The organism is Actinosynnema sp. NPDC002837 (assembly GCF_040295345.1).
GTDB lineage: Bacteria > Actinomycetota > Actinomycetes > Mycobacteriales > Pseudonocardiaceae > Actinosynnema.
Map to the genome: position 1 here is coordinate 84179 of NZ_JBEOVG010000022.1, position 23416 is coordinate 107594.

The 23416-nt window shown below is 73.1% G+C and carries 22 protein-coding genes; 11 read left to right on the top strand and 11 right to left on the bottom strand.

The features are described 5' to 3' along the window. Nucleotides 1–184: 184 nt before the first annotated feature. The 3 genes from ABTZ99_RS18110 to ABTZ99_RS18120 all read left to right on the top strand — a co-directional run bounded on the left by ABTZ99_RS18110 (nucleotide 185) and on the right by ABTZ99_RS18120 (nucleotide 3365). Nucleotides 185–2542: a SpoIIE family protein phosphatase gene (locus ABTZ99_RS18110; protein WP_499612398.1), complete on the top strand. Its 2358-nt coding sequence runs from the start codon at nucleotides 185–187 to the stop codon at nucleotides 2540–2542. Between the two features lie 81 nt (nucleotides 2543–2623). Continuing rightward, a complete protein-coding gene (locus ABTZ99_RS18115; RefSeq protein WP_498779575.1) occupies nucleotides 2624–3025 on the top strand; it encodes a four-helix bundle copper-binding protein in 402 nt (133 codons plus the stop codon). A 100-nt stretch (nucleotides 3026–3125) separates the two neighbouring features. Then, nucleotides 3126–3365, top strand: coding sequence for a DUF2795 domain-containing protein (locus tag ABTZ99_RS18120; RefSeq protein WP_498779574.1), 240 nt, complete (start codon nucleotides 3126–3128; stop codon nucleotides 3363–3365). Between the two features lie 72 nt (nucleotides 3366–3437). Here ABTZ99_RS18120 and ABTZ99_RS18125 read toward each other — a convergent pair whose 3' ends face one another. After that, nucleotides 3438–4079, bottom strand: coding sequence for a dienelactone hydrolase family protein (locus ABTZ99_RS18125; RefSeq protein ID WP_498779572.1), 642 nt, complete (start codon nucleotides 4077–4079; stop codon nucleotides 3438–3440). A gap of 353 nt (nucleotides 4080–4432) precedes the next feature. Here ABTZ99_RS18125 and ABTZ99_RS18130 point away from each other — a divergent pair, with 353 nt between their 5' ends. After that, a complete protein-coding gene (locus tag ABTZ99_RS18130) occupies nucleotides 4433–6391 on the top strand; it encodes an endo-1,4-beta-xylanase (RefSeq protein WP_499612401.1) in 1959 nt (652 codons plus the stop codon). A gap of 4 nt (nucleotides 6392–6395) precedes the next feature. On the opposite strand, the gene ABTZ99_RS18135 is transcribed toward ABTZ99_RS18130, so the two are convergent. After that, nucleotides 6396–6914: a hypothetical protein gene (locus tag ABTZ99_RS18135; RefSeq protein ID WP_499612403.1), complete on the bottom strand. Its 519-nt coding sequence runs from the start codon at nucleotides 6912–6914 to the stop codon at nucleotides 6396–6398. 186 nt (nucleotides 6915–7100) lie between these two features. Between ABTZ99_RS18135 and ABTZ99_RS18140 the strand changes: the two genes are divergently transcribed. Beyond that, nucleotides 7101–7688, top strand: a complete 588-nt coding sequence (locus ABTZ99_RS18140; RefSeq protein WP_499612404.1) for a superoxide dismutase — start codon at nucleotides 7101–7103, stop codon at nucleotides 7686–7688. Nucleotides 7689–7692: 4 nt separating this feature from the next. Here ABTZ99_RS18140 and ABTZ99_RS18145 read toward each other — a convergent pair whose 3' ends face one another. Genes ABTZ99_RS18145 through ABTZ99_RS18155 form a run of 3 tightly spaced genes read right to left on the bottom strand, consistent with a single transcriptional unit; the run spans nucleotide 7693 to nucleotide 9502 of the window. Continuing rightward, complete coding sequence (locus tag ABTZ99_RS18145; protein WP_499612406.1) at nucleotides 7693–7998, bottom strand: GNAT family N-acetyltransferase; 306 nt, start codon at nucleotides 7996–7998, stop codon at nucleotides 7693–7695. Between the two features lie 26 nt (nucleotides 7999–8024). Continuing rightward, a complete protein-coding gene (locus tag ABTZ99_RS18150) occupies nucleotides 8025–9011 on the bottom strand; it encodes a hypothetical protein (RefSeq protein ID WP_499612407.1) in 987 nt (328 codons plus the stop codon). Further along, on the bottom strand, nucleotides 9008–9502 hold the full coding sequence (locus ABTZ99_RS18155; RefSeq protein ID WP_498784342.1) for a SigE family RNA polymerase sigma factor: 495 nt from the start codon (nucleotides 9500–9502) through the stop codon (nucleotides 9008–9010). The genes ABTZ99_RS18150 and ABTZ99_RS18155 overlap by 4 nt, the downstream gene beginning before the upstream one ends. A gap of 178 nt (nucleotides 9503–9680) precedes the next feature. On the opposite strand from ABTZ99_RS18155, the gene ABTZ99_RS18160 reads away from it, so the two are divergent. Beyond that, nucleotides 9681–10415, top strand: coding sequence for a GNAT family N-acetyltransferase (locus tag ABTZ99_RS18160; RefSeq protein ID WP_499612409.1), 735 nt, complete (start codon nucleotides 9681–9683; stop codon nucleotides 10413–10415). Here ABTZ99_RS18160 and ABTZ99_RS18165 read toward each other — a convergent pair. After that, nucleotides 10338–11246 carry a S1C family serine protease gene (locus ABTZ99_RS18165; protein WP_498784338.1) on the bottom strand — a complete coding sequence of 303 codons (909 nt, stop codon included), beginning with the start codon at nucleotides 11244–11246 and terminating at the stop codon, nucleotides 10338–10340. The genes ABTZ99_RS18160 and ABTZ99_RS18165 overlap by 78 nt on opposite strands. A gap of 107 nt (nucleotides 11247–11353) precedes the next feature. Next, complete coding sequence (locus ABTZ99_RS18170; protein ID WP_499612412.1) at nucleotides 11354–12571, bottom strand: SGNH/GDSL hydrolase family protein; 1218 nt, start codon at nucleotides 12569–12571, stop codon at nucleotides 11354–11356. Between the two features lie 191 nt (nucleotides 12572–12762). Between ABTZ99_RS18170 and ABTZ99_RS18175 the strand changes: the two genes are divergently transcribed. Continuing rightward, nucleotides 12763–13527, top strand: coding sequence for a hypothetical protein (locus tag ABTZ99_RS18175; protein WP_499612414.1), 765 nt, complete (start codon nucleotides 12763–12765; stop codon nucleotides 13525–13527). A gap of 41 nt (nucleotides 13528–13568) precedes the next feature. Here ABTZ99_RS18175 and ABTZ99_RS18180 read toward each other — a convergent pair whose 3' ends face one another. The 3 genes from ABTZ99_RS18180 to ABTZ99_RS18190 form a co-directional block, all read right to left on the bottom strand. Then, nucleotides 13569–14714: a glycosyltransferase gene (locus ABTZ99_RS18180; RefSeq protein WP_499612416.1), complete on the bottom strand. Its 1146-nt coding sequence runs from the start codon at nucleotides 14712–14714 to the stop codon at nucleotides 13569–13571. Between the two features lie 103 nt (nucleotides 14715–14817). Then, nucleotides 14818–15963: a glycosyltransferase gene (locus ABTZ99_RS18185; protein WP_498784329.1), complete on the bottom strand. Its 1146-nt coding sequence runs from the start codon at nucleotides 15961–15963 to the stop codon at nucleotides 14818–14820. Nucleotides 15964–16012: 49 nt separating this feature from the next. Then, nucleotides 16013–16504, bottom strand: a complete 492-nt coding sequence (locus tag ABTZ99_RS18190) for a MarR family winged helix-turn-helix transcriptional regulator (protein WP_498784327.1) — start codon at nucleotides 16502–16504, stop codon at nucleotides 16013–16015. Between the two features lie 74 nt (nucleotides 16505–16578). Between ABTZ99_RS18190 and ABTZ99_RS18195 the strand changes: the two genes are divergently transcribed. The 3 genes from ABTZ99_RS18195 (at nucleotide 16579) to sigJ (ending at nucleotide 20370) form a co-directional block, all read left to right on the top strand. Then, on the top strand, nucleotides 16579–18594 hold the full coding sequence (locus ABTZ99_RS18195) for an MMPL family transporter (protein WP_499612419.1): 2016 nt from the start codon (nucleotides 16579–16581) through the stop codon (nucleotides 18592–18594). 82 nt (nucleotides 18595–18676) lie between these two features. After that, nucleotides 18677–19417 (top strand): SDR family oxidoreductase, encoded by a 741-nt coding sequence (locus tag ABTZ99_RS18200; protein ID WP_498784323.1) that lies wholly within the window; start codon nucleotides 18677–18679, stop codon nucleotides 19415–19417. After that, the gene (gene sigJ / locus ABTZ99_RS18205) at nucleotides 19414–20370 is read left to right on the top strand and encodes an RNA polymerase sigma factor SigJ (protein ID WP_499612421.1); all 957 of its coding nucleotides are present in this window, start codon (nucleotides 19414–19416) and stop codon (nucleotides 20368–20370) included. The genes ABTZ99_RS18200 and sigJ overlap by 4 nt, the downstream gene beginning before the upstream one ends. Before the next feature lie 110 nt (nucleotides 20371–20480). On the opposite strand, the gene ABTZ99_RS18210 is transcribed toward sigJ, so the two are convergent. Further along, nucleotides 20481–21203 (bottom strand): SAM-dependent methyltransferase, encoded by a 723-nt coding sequence (locus ABTZ99_RS18210; protein ID WP_498784319.1) that lies wholly within the window; start codon nucleotides 21201–21203, stop codon nucleotides 20481–20483. Between the two features lie 224 nt (nucleotides 21204–21427). Here ABTZ99_RS18210 and ABTZ99_RS18215 point away from each other — a divergent pair, with 224 nt between their 5' ends. Then, nucleotides 21428–23302, top strand: a complete 1875-nt coding sequence (locus tag ABTZ99_RS18215) for a pectate lyase-like domain-containing protein (protein WP_499612423.1) — start codon at nucleotides 21428–21430, stop codon at nucleotides 23300–23302. Nucleotides 23303–23416: the final 114 nt, after the last annotated feature.

Here is a 23416-nt window from a genome sequence, read left to right on the forward strand (position 1 = left end):
CGATCCGGAGTGTCCTCCGCCTCACCCGTTCGAGTGGCCAGGCCGCGGTCGGTCCCGGGCGTCGCGGTCGGCGGTCCTGGCGTGGCGGCCGGTGGTCGGTCCCGGGCGCGGCGGGCGGTGGTCCCGGGCGTGGCGGACGGTGGTTCCGCGTCGGTTCGGCTGGCCTTGCGGGGGTGGGCGGGCGATGCTGGACGCGATGGCGGTGCAGCGGGATCCGACCGGTTCTGCGCTGGCCGACCTCGTCGCCCGGCAGCGTGACGAGATCGACCGGCTGAGGTCCGCTGCGCGCAGGCAGGCCGTGGTCGAGCAGGCCAAGGGCGTCCTGGCCGAACGGCTGTCGTGCCGTCCCGACGAGGCGTTCGAGGACATGGTGCGGCTGGCGCAGGCGACGGGCAGCGAAGTGGCCGCCATCGCGGCCGGCGTGCTCGGCGTGCCGCCGCCACCGCCCGCGCCCGGTCTGCCGCCGCCGGCCGGGGACGGCCTGTACGACGCCGCGCGCTACCCGCGGCAGATCGAGATCCCGGAACCCTCGCCGGCGCCGTTGGGCGAACGCACGCCGCAGCCGGTCGCGCTCGCCGCGATCGGCACCGCGGCCGACCCGGAGGAGCTGGCCGAGCTCGTCCGCGAGCACGTCGGCTGCGACGGCGTGCTGGTCTACCTGCTCGAACCCGACGGCGGGCCGCGGCTGGAGGCCGCCGCGAACGTGCCGGCCACCGTGCGGCTGGAGTGGGAACGGGTGCCGTTGCGCCTGAGCACGGGCGTCCTCGCGTCGGTGCGCAGCGGCCTGCCGCAGTGGCTGCCCGACCTGGAGGACGCCCGCCGGCGGCACACCCTGATCGGCGACCCGGAGACGGTGTGGCGGTCGCGGGCGTGGCTGCCGTTCCGGGACCAGACCCGCATCGTCGGCGTGTTCGGGCTGCTGTGGACCGACGAGCACGACTTCACGTCCGAGGAGCAGTGGGAGCTGGAAGTCATGATCGGCGCCGCCGGTTCCACGCTCCTGGCGCTCCAGGGTCCCGACGGCGCGGCGCGGGGCCGCCGCTGGACGCTGTGGGTCCAGCACCTGCTCGACGTGCTGCCGGGCTCGGTGGCGCTGCTCGGCGCGGTGCACGACGAGAACGGCGAGGTGGTCGACTTCCGGTTCGAGGCCGCCAGCCCGGACGCGGTCGACTTCTCCGGCCGCCGGTACCGGCAGCTCGTCGGGCGCAGCATCCTCACCAGCTACCCGACGGTCGCGGGCACCGAGCTGTGGGCGGCGTACTTCCGGGTGCTGCGCACCGGGGTCAGGGAGGTGGTCAGCATCTTCGACTACGAGGAGAACACGCCCGGCCTGCCGCAGCACGGCCGGTACACGTTGACCATCGGCAAGTTCGGCGACGGCCTGATCCTGGCCTGGCACGAGCACGAGGACCCGTTGCAGCTGGAGCGGCTGCGCAGCGTGCAGCGCCTGGGCAACATCGGCTGGGGCGAGTGGAACCTGGTGACCAACGAGATCGACTGGTCCGACCAGCTCTACGTCATCTTCGACCGCGACCCGGCGCTCGGCCCGATGTCGCTGGACGAGATCCGGGCGTCCGTGGTCGCCGAGGACCTGCCGATCCTGCAGAACGCCGTGCGGCGGATGCTGGAGCGCGGCGAGGGCGCCGACTCGGAGCTGCGCCTGCGCGCCGGCGACCAGATCCGGTGCGGGCGGTTCATCGGCGAGCCGGTGCTGGACGTCCAGGGCAGGCCGGTCCGGTTGGACGTGGTGCTGCAGGACGTGACCGCGATGCGGCGGGCGGAGAAGCGGGTGTTCGACCTCAGCGAGCAGTTCGCGCAGGAGCACCAGGTGGCGAACCACCTGCGCTCGGCCGTGCTGCCGTTGCCGAGCCGGCCGCTGGAGCTGCCGGGGATGCGGGTGGTCGTGCGCTACCTGGCGGCCGAGCAGTGGGCCGAGGTCGGCGGCGACTGGTACCACGCGTTCCCGATCGACGACGGCAGCACGCTGCTGGCGATCGGCGACGTGGCGGGCCACGGCCTGGCGACCGCGGCGGCGATGGCGAAGCTGCGGTACGCGTTGACCGGGGCCGCGCTGACCAACCCGGACCCGGCCGGCGTCCTGGACGTGCTCAACCGGATGCTGACCGGCGGCGGTGGCGTGACGCTGGCGTCGGCGGTCGTGGGGCGGTTCGAGCCGACCACGCGCCGGCTGTCGTGGGCGCAGGCGGGCCACCCCGCGCCGCTGTTGCTGCGGGAGGACGACGTGCAGCGGCTCGACCGGCCCATGGGCCCGATCCTGGGCGCGGTGCGGGGAGCGGTGTACGCGACGGCGCGGACGCTCCTGGCGCCCGGCGACACGGTGCTGATGTTCACCGACGGCCTGATCGAGCGTCGGCCGTCCGCCGGCGCCCGCGGTGACGACCTGGAGCGCCTGATGGAGGAGATCCGGGGGTTCGTGGCGGAGCTGGACCCGGCGGAGATGCCCGAGGCGCTGACCTCGCGCCTGGTGCCCGCCACCCCGCTGGACGACACGTGCATCGTGGCGGCCACGATCACCGCCTGACCCGGGCCGCGGCCGGTTGCCGGCGGCCCGACCGGGTACACGTCCTGGTGAGCACGGGACCGACGACGAGGAGTGGTCCGAGTGAGCACCACGACGATGCTGGAGACCTACCCGGCGGAGATCAACCTCGACCGGCGCAGGCTGGCGAGGACGATCGACGCGCTGATCGAGTGCGCGGAGGCGTGCACGGCGTGCGCTGACGCCTGCCTGAGCGAGAGCTCGGTGGCGGAGCTGACGAAGTGCGTGCGCACGAACCTGGACTGCGCGGACATCTGCGGCACGACCGCGCGCGTGCTGTCCCGGCACACCGGCTACGACGCGAACATCAGCCGGTCGCTGCTGGAGGCGTGCGTGATGGCCTGCAAGTCGTGCGGCGACGAGTGCGGCGCGCACGCGAACGTGCACGAGCACTGCCGCCTGTGCGCCGAGGCGTGCCGGGCGTGCGAACGGGCGTGCCGCGAGCTGCTCGCCACCATGGGCTGAGCCGACCACGACCGCACCGGGGAGTGGGCACGTCCGGCCCGACGTTTCCGGGGGTCGAGCGGGGGTACCGCCCGAGGACGAGGAACGCACGGAGGTGGCGATGACCGCGTACACCACTCGCGAACGGCTGCGGGACTGCCTGAAGGAGATCGACTTCCCGGCGACCAAGGACGAGCTGGTCCTGGCGGCGCGGGAGCGGGGCGACGAGATCACGGCGCGCGCGCTGCGCGCGATCCCGCCGGCGGACTACGCCAACCTGACCGAGGTGGTGGGCTCCGTCCGGTTCGAGGACGACGCCACGCCGGCGGACCCGAGCGTGGCGCGGCGGCCGAAGGGGTGATCCCGCCGTGGTCGAGCACGGCGGGCTGGTCGAGGCCTCGCCGAGGCCCGCTGTGCCCTCGACCCGCGCGGTTCAGGGGGCCGGTGGCATCGCCGGTGCGGTGCCGACGTGCCGGTGGAACCACCGCGCGGTCAGCCTGGTCACTCGGTCCAGCGCACCGGGCTCCTCGGCCGGGTGATCCGCGCCCGGCACGACCTCCAGCCGCCCGGTGGAGCGCAACCGCCGCACGGCCTCCCGGTTGAGCGCCGCACCGTCCTCGTCCTGCTCGCCGACGATCAGCAGGGTCGGCGCCAGGACCCGGGTCAGCGCGTCCCCGGCCAGGTCCACCCGCCCGTCCCGGCAGACCACGGCGCGCACGGCGACCGGTCGTTCCGCCGCGGCGAGGAGCGCGACCGCCGCCCCGCCGCCCGCACCGAACAACCCGATCGGGTGGCCGCTGGTCGCCGGCTGGTCGGCGAGCCAGTCCACGACCGCGGCCAGGCGGCCGGCGAGCACGGGCACGTCCGCGGGCCGGTCACCGGCCGGGCGCAGGTCGACCAGCACGGTGGCCAGGTGCTCCCGCTGGAGCGTGCGGGCCACGTGCAGGTCGCCTCGGGGGTGCGGACCGCCGTCGTGCGCGAACACCACCACGCCGCTGCGGCGGGTCGGCATCGAGAGCCGGGCGTCCAGGCGGACCCCGTCCAGCGGGATCGGCACGTCCTCGTCGATGAACACGACTTCCTCCACCCCTTGGCGGCCGGTGCGCGGTCGATCCCTGGTTTGCCACCGGCGACCGGTCGAAACCGGTCGCGGCCGACGTGGTCGGTCGGGCGATGACGTCCCGAGGACGTGCGGCACTCCACCGCGTTCGCGCCCCGACCGGGCCGGTTCGAGCGGTGCCGGGACTGGTCGAGCACCGACCTGGGGCCGTGGGCCGGCGGCTGCGCGATGTGCCGGCGCAGGTTCCGAGCCGACCAAGGCGTTTGGGCTGAACGGCGGCTGGGCGGGGGTCGGCGGGCCTGCCTATAGTCCGGGCGAGATGTTCTGGGAGCGCTCCCAGAACGCGTCCGACGGAAGAGGGATTCTCGATGAGGAGAGTTCTCGCCGGTGTGCTCGCGACCTCGGTCCTGGCCGGCCTGGTCACGTTGGCGGCGCACGCGAGCCCCCGAGCAGCCGCCGACGAACCCGTGGTCGTCGTCTCCAGCACGTTCGACGACGGCACGGCGCAAGGCTGGACGGGCAGGGCGAGCGAGGTGGTCGCGCCGAGCACCGCGGTGGCCCACGGCGGCACGCACAGCCTCGCGGTCACCGGACGTGCCCAGAGCTGGCAGGGTCCGACGCTGAACCTGCTGGAGAAGGTGCAGAAGGGCATCCGCTACGACCTCTCGGTCTGGGTGCGCCTGGCCGCGGGTGAGGCGGCGACGCAGGCCCGCCTGTCCGTCGAACGGCGCACCGCCGGCACCCCGAGCTACGACCAGGTCGTGGGCGACACCGCGGTCACCGCGGACGGCTGGGTCAACCTGCGCGGCAGCTACACCTTGGCCGCCGACGTCGACTTCCTCGGCACGTACGTCGAGCTGGGCAGCGCCACGGCGTCCCTGCACATCGACGACTTCTCCCTCTCCTACACGCCGCTGCCGCCGATCCAGACCGACATCCCGTCGGTGAAGGACGTGCTGGCCGACCACTTCGCCGTGGGCGCCGCCGTGGGGAACGCGGAGCTGCTCAACAACCACGGGCAGCTGCTCGCCAAGCACTTCGACTCGATCACGCCCGGCAACACGTTGAAGTGGGACGCCACCGAGCCCACCGAGGGCACCTTCCGCTTCGCCGACGCGGAGGCCCTCGTCGCCTGGGCGAAGGCCAACGGCGCGGCCGTGCGCGGCCACACGCTGGTGTGGCACCAGCAGACCCCGGCGTGGGTGTTCAAGGACGCGGCGGGCAACGACATGACCGCCACCCCGGAGAACAAGGCGCTGCTGCTGTCCCGGCTGGAGGCCCACATCCGCGGCGTCGTCGGCCACTTCGGCGCGGACATCCCGGTGTGGGACGTGGTCAACGAGGTCATCGACGAGAACCAGGCCGACGGCCTGCGCCGCAGCAAGTGGTTCGAGATCACCGGGTTGGACTACCTGCGCACGGCGTTCCGGGTGGCCCGCGAGGTCGCGCCGAACGCCCGGCTGGTGATCAACGACTACAACACCAACGTCCCGTCGAAGCGCGACAAGCTGCACGACCTGATCGTGAAGCTGCGCGCGGAGGGCGTGCCGATCGACGCGGTGGGCCACCAGATGCACGTCAACGTGCAGTGGCCGTCGTTGGCGGAGACCGAGGCGATGCTGGCCAAGTTCGTGCCGCTCGGCATCGACCAGCAGATCACCGAGATGGACGTCTCGATCTACACCGACAACAGCCAGTCCTACCCCACGCCGCCCGCCGAGGTGCTGCTCACGCAGGCCTACCGGTACCGGGACTTCTTCGAGCTCTACAAGAAGTACTCGCAGCACATCAGCTCGGTGACGGTGTGGGGCCTGGCGGACGACAACACGTGGCTGGACAGCTTCCCGGTGACCCGCAAGGACCACCCGTTGCTGTTCGACACGCGGTTGCAGGCCAAGGACGCGTACTGGGGCGTGGTGGACCCGAGCAAGATCGGCGGACCCACCAGCACGACCACGACCACGACCACAACAACGACCACTACCACTACCACCACTACGGTGCCGCCGGCGACGTGCGCGGTCGCTTACACGATCGGTAGCCAGTGGCAGGGCGGTTTCCAGGGCGAGGTCCGGATCACCAACCGGGGCGCCACCGCGATCACCGCGTGGACGCTGGAGTGGTCCTTCCCCGACGGTCAGCGGATCACGCAGCTGTGGGGCGGCGCCCACACCCAGACCGGCGCGGCGGTGAGTGTGCGCCACGCCGGGTGGAACAGCATGATCGCGCCGGGCGGCTCGGTGTCGTTCGGGTTCCTCGGCAGCTGGACCGGCGCCAACGGGAAGCCGACCGCGTTCACGCTGAACGGGGCGCCCTGCCAGAGCTGAGGCGTCAGTCCTCGGTGACCCGGTAGTAGCGGATCGCGGTGTAGGCGCTCGCCGCCTGCGCCGTCCACTTCCGCTCCACGGGAGGCGCGCCGTCGGGGCCGGTCTGCTCGCGCACGACCGGCTCCGACTTCGCGTCGTCGGCCCAGCGCACGAACAGCGCGGCGTGGTAGGAGGTGATGAGCGCGTCACCCGGGCGCAGGTCGGCGTGCGCGATCGGGGTGGCCACGTCGCCGAGCGTGACCGTGGTGCGGGAGTGCGTCAGGCCCCACGCCATCGAGACGTAGCCCGAGCAGTCGGTGCGGTAGCTGCCGTGCTCGTTCTGGTGACAGGCCTGCTGGCTGTACGGCACCCCGGCGTCCAACCAGGACTGCGACCGGGTCAGCGCCTCGCCGCGCGAGGTGACGCGGTCCTCCGCGGTCGTGCCGCACGCGATCAACGCGCCGGGCTCGTCGGCCGCGTGCGCGATCGGCGCCTGGAACGCCGCCGTGCACGCGAGGGCGGCGATCAGGGTGCGGGTGCTCATCGAACCCCCTCGGGTCCCGGTGCGCCGCCCTCTCGGCGGGCGGCGACGTGGCACCACGAGGTTTCCCCGCGTCCGGCGGACCAGTGCCGAACCACTCGGCCGAGTGGTCCGCCACGCGCGCGGTTTCACCCGGAGCGGCGAGGGTAGTCGAGCGGCGATCGCAGCGGACGCGTGGAGGGAACCGGCATGCGCATCGTCTTCGTCGTAGCCGCGCTCAGCGTGGCGGTGGGGTGCGGCGGCGACCCGGGACCGGACGACGCCAGGTCGTCGGAGGAAGAGGTGGGCGTCCGGGAGATCGGTGTGCTCGCCCCGGTCGAGGCGGCGGACGTGGCGTTCACCTACGACCCCGAGGCCGCGCCGCCCGGCGCGGAGCTGGAGTTGGAGGTGGTCCCGGGCGACGGCGCGACGACCGTGCGGCTGTCCGCCGGCCTGCTCCAGCCCGACCGCGGGTACGCCGTCCACGCGCACACCGACCCGTGCGGCAAGAACGGCACCGACGCCGGTCCGCACTACCAGCACGAGGTCGACCCCGCCGCGACGCCCGAGCGGCCGTCGGTCGACCCGGCCTACGCCAACCCGCGCAACGAGATCTGGCTGGAGCTGACCACCGACGGCCAGGGCAACGGCCTGGCCGAGACCACCGTGCCGTTCGCGTTCGACGACCGCGCGCCGTCCTCGATCGTGCTGCACGAGCAGCCGACCACCGCGACCGAGCACGGCCGGGCGGGCAGCGCGGGCGCCCGGCTCGCCTGCTTCACCGCGTCGTTCCGCTGAGCGCTCAGTCCACGGCGGTGCTCTTCGGCGCGCGGTAGACGATGTCGACGTACTCGCGGTGCCGCTCGATGTAGCCCTTGATGAACGGGCACAGCGGCAGCACGGGCAGCTCCCACGCCCGCGCCTGGTCGAGCGCGGCGCGGGCGAGCGCGCTGCCGACGCCCTTGCCCTCGAACGCGGGCTCCACCTCGGTGTGGGTGAACACGATCAGGTCGGGCGTGCGGAGGTAGACCGCCTTGCCCGCCGTCGTGCCGTCGACCACGGCCGCGAAGTGCTTCTCCGCGGGAACGTCGTGCACCTCGATGACCATGGCGGGATCCTCGCACGGCCCACCGCTCACGTCTCCTTGAGGACCACGGCCCAGTCGCCGCTGGTGCGCTCGACGATGACCGTGAGGTCCACCGTGGCCCCCGGCTCCACCGCGACCTCCCAGTACTCCTGACTGGTGTCCATCAGGTAGGAGGACCGGTAGGCCCACGTGGCGTGCTCGATCACCTCGACCCCGTTGACCAGCACCCGGATGCGGCCCGGGGTGTTGACGGCCACCCCGACGTAGACCGGCCGGCCCGGCAGGCTCACGGTGCTCCGCCACGTGCCGTTCGGCTGGTCGGGGTCGGCTCGCAGCTCGTAGACCCTCCGTTGGCCCGGGTTGGTGTTGTCCAGCGCCGGGTCGATGGGCTCCAAGGTCTCCGGGCGGGGCGGGAACGGGTAGTCCTCGGGCGCGACCGGGACGCCGACGGCCAGGCCCAAAGTGGCGTCGGGCGGCATCGGGCCGGAGTGCGGCCACCGCTCCTCCTCGTCCCAGAGCTGCTCTCCCGCCGACAGGGTCACCGTCACGGGCGTGCCGACCCCGATGCCGTGCTTCGCCCACTCGAAGGTGACGTTCATCGGGGGTCCGCAGGTCAGGCCGTCGCCGTACGGCACGCCGTTGACGACGAGGGTGGCGTACATCTGCTTGTCGTCGTCGTTCGCGTCGCAGGCGATGAACAGCTTCGGGTCGGGCGTGGTGGGCGCGAACCGGAGGGTGATGGCCGACGCGGGCGCCCGGCCGGACGTCTGCGCGACGATCCGCGTGCCTTCGTGGTGCTCGGAGAACACGATCGGCTTCGGCTCGGCGGGTTGGGACTCGCGCTGGACCGGCGTCCGCAACGCGAAGGCCACGCCCAGCACGGCCACGAGCGAGGCCGCGACCGCCGCCACCACCCGTCGCCGCCGTGAGGCCTCGACCCTGGCCTGGATACCGGACATGCGGGGGCCGTGCGCGGCGTCGGGCGGCAGTTCGGCGTGGTGGCGCAGCACCTCGGTGAGGTCGGTCAGGTTCATCGCCGCACCCCTTCCCGGGTGATGGTGTCGTCCAGCCGCAACCGGGCCAGCGCCTTGCTGGTCTGGCTCTTCACCGTGCCGACGGAGACGCCGAGGGCGTGCGCCGCCTGTGCTTCGGTCAGGTCCTCGTAGAACCGCAGCACGACCACGGCGCGTTGGCGGCGGGGGAGGCGTCCCAAGGCCTGCCACAGCCAGTCGCGCTGGTCGACGGCGGCCTCCGGGGACGCGCCGACCGGCTCGGGCAGCACGTCGGTCGGCCGTTCGTCGCGCCACTTGCGGCGCCACCAGGTGGCATAGGTGTTGACGATGATCCGGCGCACGTACGGCTCCGGGTCGCCCTGCACCCGCCGCCACGCCCGCCACGCCCGCGCCAGCGCCGTCTGCAGCAGGTCTTCCGCGTGCCCCCTGTCCCTGGTCAACAGGAACGCCGTGCGCAGCAGGCGTGGTGACGCCCCCGCCACGAACTCCTCGAACCCCTCGGGTACTCCCACCACCACGGCCCTTCGCCTCGTCCGACGCACCTACTACCAGTCGGCGTGCGCGGATGGTTGCCGTCGGCCGGGAATCCGGCCGGCCTGTCGACGACGTGCACCTTCTTTCAGGTGGTCCGCCCTCGGCGATCGGAGAAATCAGTGCACCTGGGTGGAGGCGATCGGGCAGGCTGTCGCGATGGGGTACGCGGTGCGCGACTACGTCGCCGGTGACGAACCGTCGTGGCTGCGGTGCCGGGTGTCGTCCTTCCTGGGAACCGCGTGGCACGACGACGCGGTCGCGGCGAAGCCGGCGGTGTCCGGCGCGGAACTCGTGGCGGTGGACGGTGACGTGGTGGTCGGCATCCTCGACCTGGCGGTCGACGGCGAGCTGGCCACCATCGAGACGATCGCCGTGCACCCCGACCACCAGCACCGGGGGATCGGCGGCGCGCTGCTGTCGCGGGCGCGTGCTCGGGCCACGGCGTTGGGGGCGACCACGTTGGACGCCTGGACCCGGGACGACCCGCCGACGGTGCGCTGGTACCGCGCCATGGGCTTCGCCGAGAGCGACCACCACCTGCGGGTGATCGCCGACGGGGCGGCGCGCGCCGTCGTGCCCCGCCCCGGTCCGCGCGTGGCGCAAGCGTTCCCGCGCGCTGGTCGGGTGGAGGAGGCGGGGGCGCGTGGGGAGCCCTCGCACGCCGACCGGGCGGTGTCGCGGCGGGAGGTCACGCGCGTCGATCGGGCGGACGGGGAAGGGGTACGGGAGGTCGCGCGCGCCGATCAGGCGGACGGGGCGCGGTCGCGGCGGGAACTTGCGAGGGTGCGCGAGCACCGGCGGTTCGCGATGGCGTTACGTGGTGAGCTCGCTGGGCGTGGCGATGACGTCGACCATCGCGCCGTTGCGCAGGACCGTCACCGGCAGCGGTAGGCCGATGGCCTCGGCGAACAGCTGCCGCTGGATGCCCTGGGCGTCGCTGACCGGCGTGCGCGCCACGCTGAGCACCAGGTCGCCGTCGCGCAGCCCCGCCCGCTCGGCCGGACCGCCCGGCACGACCTGCACCAGCCGGACGCCCGCGCGTTGCCCGGTGCGCTCGGCGACGGCGTCCGGCAGCGGCGCGGGGGCGCCGATCACGCCGAGGTAGGCCCGCCGCACCCGGCCCTCGACCATCAGGGTCGACAGGATGCGCCGGGTGGTGCTGTTCATCGGGATGGCCAGGCCGAGGCCGATGCCCGCCAACGCGGTGTTGATGCCGACCACCTCGCCGGCGGAGTTGGCCAGCGCGCCGCCGGAGTTGCCCGGGTTGAGCGCCGCGTCGGTCTGGATCACGTCCTCGATCACGCGTCCGGCCCGGCCGTTGCTCACCGGCACCGCGCGGCCCAGCGCGCTGACCACCCCGGCGGTCACCGAGCCGGCCAGGCCCAGCGGGTTGCCGACGGCGATGACGAGCTGGCCGACCTGGAGGTGGTCGGCGTCGCCGAACCTCGCCGCGCCGGGGGCCTCCGCCGACGCCTTGAGCACGGCGAGATCGGCGAGCGGGTCGGCGCCGACGACCGTGAACGGCGACTCGGCGCCGTCGGCGAACACCGCCGTGCCGTCCCGCCCGCCGCCGACGACGTGCGCGTTGGTCAGCAGGTAGCCGTCGTCGGTGAACACCACCGCCGACCCGGTCCCGCGCGGCATGCGCACGCTGGCCACGTGCGGCGTGACCGACTTCGCGACCGCGATGACGGCCTGCGAGTAGGCGTCCAGCGGATCCATCGGCGCCTCCCTCGATTACACGATTACGCACTCAATCGTGCTCTCGCGCGGGCCGTGCTGTCCGGGGCGTTCGCCGACAGCGGACCCACCCCGGACAGCGCAGCGGCTCAGCGGCGCAGCAGCATGGCCAGGTCGACGGCGTTCGCCATGGCTTCCGTGCCCGCGTCGTTCGGGTGCAGGTGGTCGCCGCTGTCGTAGGCCGGGTTCAGCGTGGCCGGGTCGCCGGGCACGCCCGTCGCGGCGGCGAAGTCCACCACGCCGTCGAACTCGCCGGACGTGCGGATCCAGTCGTTGAGCGCGCGCCAGGTCGCTTCGCGCTCCTCGGTCCAGATGAAGGAACCCTTGAACGGCAGGATCGTGCCGCCGTAGACCTTCACGCCCGCGGCCCGCGCCTGCGCGATCACGTCCCGGTGCCCGGCGATCAGGTCCTCGGCCGACGCGCTGTAGCCGATGTCGTTGACCGCCTCCAGCAGGATCATCGCCTTGACGCCGGTCTGCGACAGCACGTCGCGCCGCACCCGCGTGACGCCCGCGACGCCCCAGAACGGCTCGTCCCGGTCGGCGATGAGGCGGTTGCCGCCCAGGCCCGCGTTCACCACGGACAGCGTGCGCCCCGGCACCGCGTTCAGCCGCCTGGCCAGGAAGTCCGGCCAGCGGCGGTTCGCGTTGCCGGTGGTGTTGGCGGTGTCGGTGATCGAGTCGCCGAACGCCACCACCGTGCCCGCGACCCGCCGCGCGGGTGCGACGTCGACGCCGTTGACGACCATCCAGCAGGGCGTGTCCCGGAACCCGCCCGACAGCGCGCCGGTCCGGTCGCCGGGCGCCAGGTAGTTGCCCTGCGCGGTGAACGGGTGGTTGGTCAGCGGGCCGGTGGCCTCCGGCACGTAGGCGCTCACCAGCAGCGTGGACAGCGCCTCGACGTCCAGCCGGACCGGGTCGCTGAAGACCTCCCGGCCGGCCGGCACCGTGACGTCCCGCCTGCCCTTGAACGTCAACGCGCGCAACGTGCCGGGCACCGCCGCGTCACCAGACTGCTGCACGGCGACCGTCGCGCGGCCCACCCGCAACGGCGTCGTGCCGAACGCGTTGGTCACCCGGACCCGCACCGACCCGCCGCCGGCGCTGAGGAACACCACGTTGCGCACGGTCTGGTCCCGCAGCCCCTCGCCCGCCGGGCAGTCGCTCCACGGGATCTCGCTGCCCACCACGGGACTCGCCGCCCAGCCGGCCACCCAGGGCCTGCCGTGCGCGGTCGCGGCCGACGGCAGCACGGCCGTCGCCACGAGCGCGGCTACCACGGCCAGTGTCCCCACGTGTCTTGCCATGAAGGTCTCCCAACGCCGGTCGTCTTTGGTGGCGTCGCCGACCGTGGCAGCGGGTCGATTAACCGGTCAAGCGCCTCACGACGAGCGGCGCGATAGTTGCGATGAGTGGCCCGGACTTACGTGTTAAGCAGGGCTGCGGGTGGGTGGTCACACCGATGCGCCGGGCCCGCCGACCCGCCGAGACTGGCGGCATGGACTCGGTGCGGATCTACGACAGCATGGCCTGCAACGTCTACTGGGACTTCGACGGTTCCGGCCTGCCGCGCGAGCAGCACAAGTTCCTGGTGTCGTTCCACCCGACCGACAGGCCGACGCCGGAGCTGATCGAGTCGATCGTGGCCCGCGGGCCGGGTGGCTACCGGGTCGAGTTCGCCAACGAGCCCTTCACCCAGCGCAACCTCAACGGGCACATCCACGACTCCGCCATCGGCTTCTACTGGTACATGGTGAACCTGCCGACCGGGTACCTGCCGGAGGGCGAGTACACGATCGAGGTCACCGCGAAGGACGGTTCGGTGACGAGCCGGTCGCGCGTGCAGCGCCAGGAGCCGACGGACCGGATCGTGCCGGTCTACCGGGAGAACCGGGCGAAGGTCCTCGACGCGTTCACGCCGTCGCGCACCGCCGAACCCACCGGCGCCGTGCGGCGGGTCGACTGGCTCACCCTGGACGAGCTGGGCGGCCCGGACGCGTTCTACGTGTTCCGGCTCGCCGAGGGCGGCACGCTGCGCGAGTTCGACACGCAACGCCTGCTGTGGTGGGACAACATCTACCTCGACGCGGTCCGGTCGGGCGAGCCGACCACCGGCCTCAACCGCGGCGGGGTCGCCCTGCCGGTCCCGCTCGACCCGGGCAGGTCCTACGGCTACTTCGTGGAGATCACCGACGGCAACGTGCAGAGCGACGCCAACATCTGCGTGTTCCAGCCGCACCAGTTCTTCACGGTGCCCGCCTGACCGCGACCCCCGGGGTTGCGCGGTCAGGCGGGTGCGCGGTGTCAGGCGTAGTCGGGCAGGGTGCGGGCCACGTCGTGCGGCGACGGCATGGCGGCCACCTCGTCGGCGATCGCCCGCGCCGCGCCGAGGACCGCCTCGTCGGCGAGCAGGCGCCGCGCCTCGGTCGCGATCGCCTCGGCGGTCACGTCCGCGCCGAGCAGCTGCCGGCCCAGCCCGGCCTCGGTGACCACGGCGGCGTTGCTGAACTGGTCGGCGCCCTGCGGCAGGATCAGCTGCGGCACGCCCGCGCCGAACGTGCCCATCGTCGTGCCGCTGCCGCCGTGGTGCACCACGAGGTCCACGTGCGGCAGCAGGTCCGCCTGCGGCACCCACGGGAGCACGACGACGTCGTCCGGCAGCTCGCCGAGCGCGCCGGCGTCGACCGTGGGTCCGGCGGCGACGAGGACCTTGGCGCCCACGGCGGCGAGGCCGTCGATGGCGGTGCGCAGCACGCCCGTCTCGCCGAACGCCGTGCCCAGCGTCAGGTACACCAGCGGTTCGCGGTGTTCGAGCACCCACGGCGGCAGCTCGCCCGGCTCCGCGAAGGGCACCGGCCGCAGCGGGATCCGGTGGCGCGCCGTGGCCAGGAACGTCGGGTCCTGCACCGACGGCGGGCAGATGTCGATGTACGGGTTGCCGAGCCCCATGACGTCGTCCTCGGGGATCTCGACACCGAGCTCCGCGGCGACGTCGAGGAGGTGCCCGCGCGCGGTGCTCGCGAACTGGTCCGCCTGCCACATCCGGCCGAACGAGTGGCACAGCCCGGGCACGCCGGCCACCTTCGCGGCCAGTCCCGCGCCGGGGTTGCCCAGCTCGTGCACCACCAGGTCGGGCTTGAGGTCGGCGATGACCGGCGCGAGCTCGGCGGCGAAGTTGCGCGGCAGCACCGAGGCGAACGCGGCCGCGATCCGGGCCGGGTCGGCGTCCTGCGGCTTGCCCACGGCGACGCCCTCGTTCGCGAGCTCGAACGCCGCGCGCAGGTCCATGCCGCCCACGACGTGCTCGATGCCGTGCGAGGTCAGGGCGTTCGCGAACGCGGCGCCGGTGAAGTAGGAGACGTCGTGGCCCAGCTCGCGGGCGGCGATCGCCAGCGGCAGCAGCGGGTAGGTGTGTCCGTGTAAACCTAGGCTGGAGAAGAGGATTCGCACTGGTTCGAGCGTAGCGAGATTTTTTCCACGATGGGTGAATTTCGTCCGATTGGCGCTCTTCGCACCGTGAGGCGAAGATCACCTCACGGCGTCCGCGCCGCGGTCAGGCGTAGTCCGGCAGCACGCTCACCACGTCGGCCGGCGACGGCATGGCGGCGACCTCGTCGGCCATCGCCCGCGCCGCGTCGAGCACGGCGTCGTCGGTGAGCAGGCGGCGCGCCTTGTCGGCGATCACCTCGACCGCCACCTCCGCGCCGAGCACCTGGTCGCCCAGCCCGGCCTCGGTCACCATCGCGGCGTTGCCGAACTGGTCGGCGCCCTGCGGCAGGATCAGCTGCGGCACGCCCGCGCCCAACGTGCCCATCGTGGTGCCGGCGCCGCCGTGGTGCACCACGAGGTCCGCGTGCGGCAGCAGGTCGGCCTGCGGCAGCCACTCCCGCACGACGACGTTGTCCGGCAGGTCGCCCAGGTCGCCCACCTGCACGACCGTGCCGGTGGACACGAGCACCTTCGCGTCCAGCGCGGCGAGGCCCCCGATGGCGGTGCGCAGCACGTCCACCGTGGTGAACGCCGTGCCCAGGGTCAGGTACACCAGCGGTTCGCGGTGGTCGAGCACCCACGGCGGCAGCACGCCGGGCTCGGCGAACGCCACCGGCCGCAGCGGGACGCGGTCCGTCGCGGTGGCCAGGAAGTCCGGGTCCTGCAACGAGGGAGGGCAGATGTCCAGGTAGGGGTTGCCGAACCGCATGACGTCGCCGTCGGGCAGCTCCACGCCGTGCTCCGCGGCGACCTCGGCCAGGTGCAGGCGGATGTCCTCCATCGGGCCGCTGGGTCGCCAGTACCTCCCGAACGAGTGGCACACCGCGGGCACGCCGGTGGCCCTGGCCGCGAGCGCGACGCCGACGTTGGCCACCTCGTGCACGACCAGGTCGGGCTTGTGCTCGACGATGATCGGGACCAGGTCCGCGGCGTGGCGGCGCGCCAGGATCGAGCCGAACACCTTCGACACGCGCCTGGGGTCGAAGTCCGCCGCCTTGCGCGCGGCGGGGCTCGCGTTGCCGAGCTCGAACGCGTCGAGCATGTCCATCCCGCCCGTGACGTGCTCGATGCCGAGCGCGGTCAGGGCTTTCGCGAACGTGTCGGTGGTCGCGAACGTGACGTCGTGGCCCTGCTCGCGGGCGGCGATGGCCAGGGGCACCAAGGGGAACGTGTGCCCGTGCGAGCCGAGGCTAGAGAAGAGGATCTCCACTCGTGAGAGTTTGTCGCTTTGGGTTCGGCGCGGTCCGGTTACCCGCTGGTCACTGCGGGTCCGGCGAGGATGACTTCGGGTCCGGTGACCGCGTCAGCCCCGCCCGCACCGCCACGGTCGCGTCGATGCTCGCGGTCAGGAACCGGGCGATGACCTCCTTGTCGGCGTCGTCGAACTGCCGCCACGCACGGGTGAACGCGTGGTCCAGCGGCTCGAAGAAGTCGCGGCCCAGCTCCAGCGCCTTGGCCGGGACGCGCAGCTCGACCTTGCGCCGGTCGTGGGGGTTGCGCGCGCGTTCGACGTGCCCGGACGCCTCCAGCCGGTCGAGCACGGACGTGGTCGCGGACGCGCTCAGGTGCAGGGCCTCGGCCAGCCTGGTCGGCGACATCGGCTCGTCGCCCCACCGCGCGTCCATGATCACCGCGAGCGCGTCGAGGTCGGTTCGGTGCATCCGCTGCCGCTCGCCGAAGATCTCCACGAACCGGTCGGTTTCGACCGTGAGCTGCCGGAGCAACCTGACCAGGACCGAGTGGTCGGCCATGCGCCCTCCCGTTATTGTTTCGACGGTCGAATTATTGGATCGTCGAACTACATGGTCTCGGAGGTCATTGTCCCGTGCACACGACCCGGTCCCGCACGCGCTGGTTGCTGCCCGCCCTCGTGGCGGTCGCGTGGCTGGCGCTCGGCGGGTTCTCCGGCCCGTTCGCGGGCAAGCTGAGCGAGGTCGCGGTCAACGACAGCACCGCGTTCCTGCCCGCCTCCGCCGAGGCGACGGAGGTGTCCGAGCGGGTCAAGGCGTTCGGCGACGCGCGCGGCCTGCCCGCGGTCGTGGTGGCCGAACGCGCCTCCGGCCTCACCCCGGCCGACCGCGACTACCTGGGCGGCCGGGAGTTCCCCGGCGAGGCGTCGCCGGTGATCCCGTCACCGCGCGACGACCAGGCCGCGCAGGTCGTCGTCGCCGTCGACCCGGGCGACCCGGCCGGCGCGGTGGAGGCCATCCGGGCGAAGCTGACGGACCCGCCCGAGGGGCTCACCGTGCTGGTGACCGGGCCCGCCGCGCAGGTCGCCGACCTGAAGGAGGCGTTCGGCGGCATCGACGGCCTGCTGCTCCTGGTCGCGGGCGCGGTGGTGGCGCTGATCCTCGTGCTCGTCTACCGCAGCCCGTTGCTGCCGCTGGTGGTGCTGCTGTCCGGGGTGTTCGCGCTCGGGGTGGCCAGCCTCGCCGTGTACCTGCTCGCGGACGGCGACGTGATCGACCTCAACGGCCAGAGCCAGGGCATCCTGTTCATCCTGGTGTTCGGCGCGGCGACGGACTACGCGCTGCTGCTGGTGTCCCGGTTCCGCGAGGAGCTGCGCGACACCGAGGACCGCTACCGGGCGATGCGGGTGGCGTGGCGGGCCACCATCGAGCCGATCGCCGCGTCGGCGGGCACGGTCGTGCTCGGTGTGCTGTGCCTGCTGTTCAGCGACCTCAACTCGAACAAGGGCCTCGGCCCGGTGGCGGCGATCGGGATCGGCGCGGCGCTGCTCGCCTCGGTGACGTTCCTGCCCGCCGTGCTGGTCCTGCTGGGGCGGTCGGCGTTCTGGCCGTTGCGCCCGAAGCTCGGCTCGCCGCACCCGGAGGCGAGCGGGCTGTGGGCGCGGGTGGCCCGCGTGATCTCCGCCCGGCCGCGCGCGACGTGGGTCGTGACGACGGTGGTGCTGCTGGTGGGCGTGGCGTTCGTGCCGCAGCTCAAGGCGTCGGGCACGGCGCAGTCGGACGTGTTCCTCACCGAGGTCGACTCGGTGGCCGGGCAGGAGGTGCTGTCCCGCCACTTCCCGGGCGGCAGCGGCGCGCCGACCGTCGTGCTGGCCCGTGCGGGGCAGGCGCAGGCGGTGGCGGGTGCGGCGGACGTGGACGGCGTGTCCTCGGTGCGGCCGGCGGGCGAGGCGGCGGGGCTGGTGCGGCTCGACGTCGTGCTGGAGGACCCGGCGGACTCCGAGGCGGCGCTGGCGACCGTGCAACGGCTGCGTGAGGCCGTGCGCGCGGTGCCGGACGCCGACGCCAAGGTCGGCGGGCCCACCGCCACCCAGCTGGACACGCAGCTCACGTCCGAACGCGACCGGCTGGTGATCATCCCGATCGTGCTGCTGGTGATCTTCCTGGTGCTGGCGCTGCTGCTGCGGTCGCTGCTCGCGCCGTTGCTGCTGATCGCCACGGTGGTGCTGTCGTTCGCCGCGACCATCGGCGTGGCGGCGCTGGTGTTCAACGGGATCTTCGACTTCCCGGGCGCCGACCCGGTGGTGCCGCTGTTCGGGTTCGTGTTCCTGGTGGCGTTGGGGATCGACTACAACATCTTCCTGATGACGCGGGTGCGCGAGGAGTCCGCCGAGCTGGGCACGCGGGCGGGCGTGCTGCGCGGGCTGACCATCACCGGCGGGGTGATCACCTCGGCGGGGGTCGTGCTCGCGGCGACGTTCTCGGCGTTGGCGGTGCTGCCCATCCTGTTCCTCGCGCAGATCGCGTTCATCGTGGCGTTCGGCGTGCTGCTGGACACGTTCGTGGTGCGGTCGCTGCTGGTGCCGGCGCTGGGCGTGGACGTGGGCAGGCGCATCTGGTGGCCGTCCCGGCTGGCCCGGGGGAGTGACTGAGACCGGGTGATGTCACAGTCCGCGCCGGCCGGGTCGTCCTGTCCGTGACAAGGTTTTCCGGCAGATCACGAGGACGGGTTCGATGATGAGGATCGCGGTGGTCGGCGGTACGGGCGCGGCGGGGCGTCGGGTGGTCGACGAGGTGCGGCGGGTCGGGCACGAGCCGGTGGTGCTGAGCCGTGCCGACGGGGTCGACCTGCTCACCGGCGCCGGGCTCGACGCGGCGCTGGCGGGGGCCGAGGCGGTGGTCGACGTGTCGAACCCGGCGAACTGGCGGAGCCTGGAGGAGGTCGAGCGCTTCTTCACCGAGGGCACCGGCCACCTGCTGGCGTCGGCGGCGCGGGCGGGCGTGCGGCACCTGGTGGTGCTGTCGATCGTGGGCTCGGACGTGGTCGACCTCGACTACTACCTGGGCAAGCGGCGTCAGGAGGCGCTGGTGGCGGCCGGGCCGGTGCCGTGGACGGTGCTGCGGGCCACGCAGTTCTTCGAGTTCGCGTGGCAGGTGCTGGCGGGCGCGACCGGCCCGGTGGCGCAGGTGCCGCCGATGCTGTCGCAGCCGGTGTCGACGGCCGACGTGGCGGCGCGGCTGGTGGAGCTGGCGGTGGGTGAGCCGCAAGGGCTGGCCTTGCCGATCGCGGGGCCGGAGCGGATCCGGGTGGTCGACATGGCCCGGCGGGTGGTGGCGCGGCGGGGTGACGCGGTGCGGGTCGAGGAGGCGGCGGAGGGTCCGGCCGGGCTGTCCACGGGCGCGCTGTGCCCGGCGGGCGAGTACACCGAGGGCAGGGAGACGTTCGCCGAGTACCTGGAGACGGTGGGCCCGTGACCGACCGCCGCACCCGCCCCGCGACCGGCCCCGCCGCCGACCGGGTCGCCGACCCCGCGACCGACCCCGCCGCCGATCGGGTCGCCCGGCTGGCCGCCGAGTACACCCGCCTGCGGCCACGGCTGGTCGGTGTCGCGTACTCCCTGGTCGGCACGGTCGCCGAGGCGCAGGACGTGGTGTCGGACTGCTGGCTGCGGCTGGCCGCCGCCGACGAGCAGGAGACCGTCCGCGACGTCGAGGCGTGGGCGGTGGTGGCGGTGGCGCGACGCGCGGTGGACGTGCTGCGGTCCGCGCGGGTGCGGCGCGAGGAGTACGTCGGGCCCTGGCTGCCCGAGCCGCTGGTGGACCCCGTCGCCGACGACCCGGCGGATCGGGTGACGCTGGACGACGCGGTGAGCTTCGCGCTCATGGTCGTGCTCGAAACCCTCACGCCCGCCGAACGCACCACGTGGGTGCTGCACGAGGTGTTCGGCATGCCGTTCCCGGAGATCGCCGGCGTCGTCGGCCGCAGTCCGGCCGCCGTGCGGCAACTGGCCGTCCGGGCCCGGGCGCACGTCGCGGCCGGCGCGCCGAGGGTCGACGTCGGCACGGTCGAGCACCGCCGCGCCGTCGACGCGTTCCTGCGCGCCGTCGGCCACGGCGACCTGCGCGGCCTGCTGGCCGTGCTCGACCCGGACGTCGTGCTGACCAGCGATGGCGGCGGCCTGCGCGGGGTGGCCCGTCGGCCGGTGCTCGGCGCGGACCGGGTGGCGTGGTTCCTGGTCGCCGTGCACCGCAAGATGCCCGCCGGTCAGGGCATCACGCCGATCGCGGTGAACGGCGGTCCCGGGTTCGCCGCGACGACCGGCACGGCCACCAGGTTCGTCTGCTCCTTCACCGTCCACGACGGGAAGGTCCGGCGGGTGGACATCGTGGCCACGCCCGACAAGCTGCCGCCCGAGCCGGCCGGGTAGGACACCGCACGCCGCCGGGCGTCACGTCCGGCGGCGTGCGGGCCGCGACGGCATGACCGGGCTGTCGGCCGGGGCCTGGTCGACCCCCGTCGTGATAGCGCTCGCGCTCCCTACGGCGTCGGCCGCAGCACGAGGGTGACGAAGCCGAGCACGCCGCGATAGCCGTTGAGCCAGCTGTCCCGGTGCGCGGCGGAGGTGGCGAGCACCTGCTCGCGGTCCGGGTGGTCGGGGTGGTCCAGCGCCCACGCGGCCAGCGAGCCGGTCCAGCTCCACTCGTACTCGTCCCACTCCGCGAGCGTGCTCACGTGGCCGTGCACCGGGGTCCAGCCGTCGGCGACCACGCGCGCGACCGTGGTCGCCAGGTCGGCGTACTTCTGCGGGCCGTCCTCCAGCTCCGCCCGCAGCTCCGGGCTCGGCTCGCGTTCCCAGAAGCAGTCGCCGAGCACTACCACGCCGTCCTCGGCGAGGTGGCCCCGCGCGGCGGCGAGGGCGGGCAGCAGCTCGCCGAAGGCGTAGGCCGCGCCGACGCTGAGCACCACGTCCGCCTTGCGGTCCGACCGGTACGCGGTCACGTCCTGCTGGAGGAGTTCCAGCCGGTCGGCCACGCCGAGCCGGGCGGCGTCGGCGAGGGTCCCGTCGAACCCCGCGCCGGAGATGTCCACGCCCACCGCGGTGATGCCGTCGTGCTCCTGCGCCGCGCGCAGCAACCACGCGCCCTCGCCGCAGCCGAGGTCGAGCAGGTGGGCGTCCGGCCGACGGATCGCCCGGTCCAGGAGGTCGCTGACGGTCGCGTCGCCGAGGGGCGCCGCGATCGGGTGTTCCGCATGCGCCAAGGCGCTGATTGTCTGTCGATCCACCTTCAGTGACCAGCACAACGCGCAGGGGAACCGCGCGCGCGTTTCCCGGTCGTACCGGGACGAATTCGTGCTCGTCGGGCATGGCGCGGGAGCGGATCGTGAAGTAGAAATAGCCAACTCCACACCGCCAACGCCTGACCTCCCCGAACCTGAGAGAGCGCTCTCACGTTCGAGTGGTCGGCGTCACTACCCTCAGAGGCATGTCAATGACGATCATGCGCCACGCCAGACGCGAGAGCGCTCCCGCGAGACTGCGCCGGGTGTTCGTGCTCGGTCTCGCCCTGGCCGCCGCCACCACGGCCGCGGCGCCGGCCGTGAGCGCCGACCCGCCCCGGCGCACGCAGGACCTCGGCGTGAACGTGAAGGTGTTCGACCCGTCCATGCCGGTCGCCGAGATCCAGGCCGCGCTCGACGCCACGCACGCCGCCCAGGTCGACAACGAGATGGGCGCCCAGCGGTACGCCTACCTGTTCAAGCCGGGTCACTACGGCACGGCCGAGCGGCCGTTGCAGATCAACGTCGGCTACTACACCGAGATCGCGGGCCTCGGCGCCTCCCCGACCGACGTCGTGATCAACGGCAAGGTCGAGGTCTACAACCGCTGCCTGACCGAGGGCGGCACGGCCAACTGCCTGGCGCTGGTGAACTTCTGGCGCACCCTGGGCAACCTCACCATCAACATCGACGGCAAGGGGCAGGACGGCTGCCGCGCCGGCGCCAACTTCTGGGCCGTGTCCCAGGCGGTGTCGCTGCGCCGGCTCAACGTCACCAGCGGCACGTTCACGCTGATGGACTACTGCACCGCCGGCCCGCAGTACGCCAGCGGAGGCTTCATCGCCGACTCCCGGCTGCCCGCCGTCGTCAACGGCTCGCAGCAGCAGTGGCTGACCCGCAACAGCGAGCTGGGCAGCTGGTCGAACGGCGTGTGGAACCAGGTGTTCTCCGGTGTCGCGGGCGCGCCCGACGACGCGGCGTTCCCGAACCCGCCCTACACCACGCTCGACACCACGTCGCTGAGCCGTGAGAAGCCGTACCTGTTCGTCGACGACAAGGGCCGCTACAACGTCCGCGTCCCGGCCGCCAAGCGCGACACCAGCGGTGTGTCGTGGGCGAACGGCGTGACGCCCGGCCGCACGATCCCGCTGTCGGAGTTCTTCGTCGCCAAGCCCGGCGACTCGGCGCGCGACATCAACAACCAGCTGGCGCGCGGCAAGCACCTGCTGCTCACGCCGGGCGTCTACGACATCGCCCGCAGCATCGAGGTCAAGCGGGCCGACACCGTGGTCCTCGGTCTCGGGCACGCCACGCTGACCGCCGTGAACGGCTCGACCCCGCTGGTCGTCGCGGACGTGCCGGGCGTCGTCATCGCCGGCGTCACGATCGACGCGGGCACCGAGCTGTCGCCCGTGCTGCTGCGCGTGGGCAAGAAGCACGGCAACCGGCCGGCCGACCCGGCCAACCCGACCACGCTGTCGGACGTGTACTTCCGCGTCGGCGGCCCGCACGTCGGCAAGGTCGACACCGCGCTGGAGGTCAACAGCGACCACGTGCTCATCGACCACACGTGGGTGTGGCGCGCGGACCACGGCGTGGAGGGCTTCACCGACACGCAGCGCTGGAACACCAACACGGGCCTCACCGGCGTGGTCGTCAACGGTGACGACGTGACCGCGACCGGCTTGTTCGTGGAGCACTTCCAGCGGCACAACACCGTCTGGAACGGCGAGCGCGGCACCGTCGTGCTCTACCAGAACGAGCTGCCCTACGACCCGCCGACGCAGGCGGACTGGATGAAGGGCGACGTCGAGGGCTGGGCCGGCTACAAGGTCGGCGACCACGTCCGCGAGCACACCCTGCACGGCGCGGGCGTGTACGTGTTCAACCAGAACAACCCGACGATCCACACCGAGAACGGCTTCGAGGTCCCCGAGACGCCGGGCGTGAAGCTGCGCCACATCATGACCGTCAACCTCAGCGCGGGCGTGATCGACCACGTCGTCAACGGCGTGGGCGGCCCGGCTGACCTGACCGGAGTCGGCGTTCCGGTCTACATCGCGGAGTACCCGGCTCCGTGAGCCTGAAGCGGTGCCCGACCCGCCCGAGGGGGTCGGGCACCCCGACCCGTAAGCCGCAGACCCCGCCCCCGGAGGCGGAGCCGACGAGCATCGAGAACGGGAGAGCGTCGGGTT

Coding starts and splice junctions, on each gene's coding strand:
- ABTZ99_RS18130 (WP_499612401.1), top strand. CDS start 4,433: ATGAGGAGAGTTCTCGCCGGTGTGCTCGCGACCTCGGTCCTGGCCGGC.
- ABTZ99_RS18120 (WP_498779574.1), top strand. CDS start 3,126: ATGACCGCGTACACCACTCGCGAACGGCTGCGGGACTGCCTGAAGGAG.
- ABTZ99_RS18135 (WP_499612403.1), bottom strand. CDS start 6,914: ATGAGCACCCGCACCCTGATCGCCGCCCTCGCGTGCACGGCGGCGTTC.
- ABTZ99_RS18200 (WP_498784323.1), top strand. CDS start 18,677: ATGATGAGGATCGCGGTGGTCGGCGGTACGGGCGCGGCGGGGCGTCGG.
- ABTZ99_RS18145 (WP_499612406.1), bottom strand. CDS start 7,998: ATGGTCATCGAGGTGCACGACGTTCCCGCGGAGAAGCACTTCGCGGCC.
- ABTZ99_RS18170 (WP_499612412.1), bottom strand. CDS start 12,571: ATGGCAAGACACGTGGGGACACTGGCCGTGGTAGCCGCGCTCGTGGCG.
- ABTZ99_RS18165 (WP_498784338.1), bottom strand. CDS start 11,246: ATGGATCCGCTGGACGCCTACTCGCAGGCCGTCATCGCGGTCGCGAAG.
- ABTZ99_RS18150 (WP_499612407.1), bottom strand. CDS start 9,011: ATGAACCTGACCGACCTCACCGAGGTGCTGCGCCACCACGCCGAACTG.
- ABTZ99_RS18140 (WP_499612404.1), top strand. CDS start 7,101: ATGCGCATCGTCTTCGTCGTAGCCGCGCTCAGCGTGGCGGTGGGGTGC.
- ABTZ99_RS18110 (WP_499612398.1), top strand. CDS start 185: ATGCTGGACGCGATGGCGGTGCAGCGGGATCCGACCGGTTCTGCGCTG.
- ABTZ99_RS18215 (WP_499612423.1), top strand. CDS start 21,428: ATGTCAATGACGATCATGCGCCACGCCAGACGCGAGAGCGCTCCCGCG.
- ABTZ99_RS18160 (WP_499612409.1), top strand. CDS start 9,681: ATGGGGTACGCGGTGCGCGACTACGTCGCCGGTGACGAACCGTCGTGG.
- ABTZ99_RS18190 (WP_498784327.1), bottom strand. CDS start 16,504: ATGGCCGACCACTCGGTCCTGGTCAGGTTGCTCCGGCAGCTCACGGTC.
- ABTZ99_RS18175 (WP_499612414.1), top strand. CDS start 12,763: ATGGACTCGGTGCGGATCTACGACAGCATGGCCTGCAACGTCTACTGG.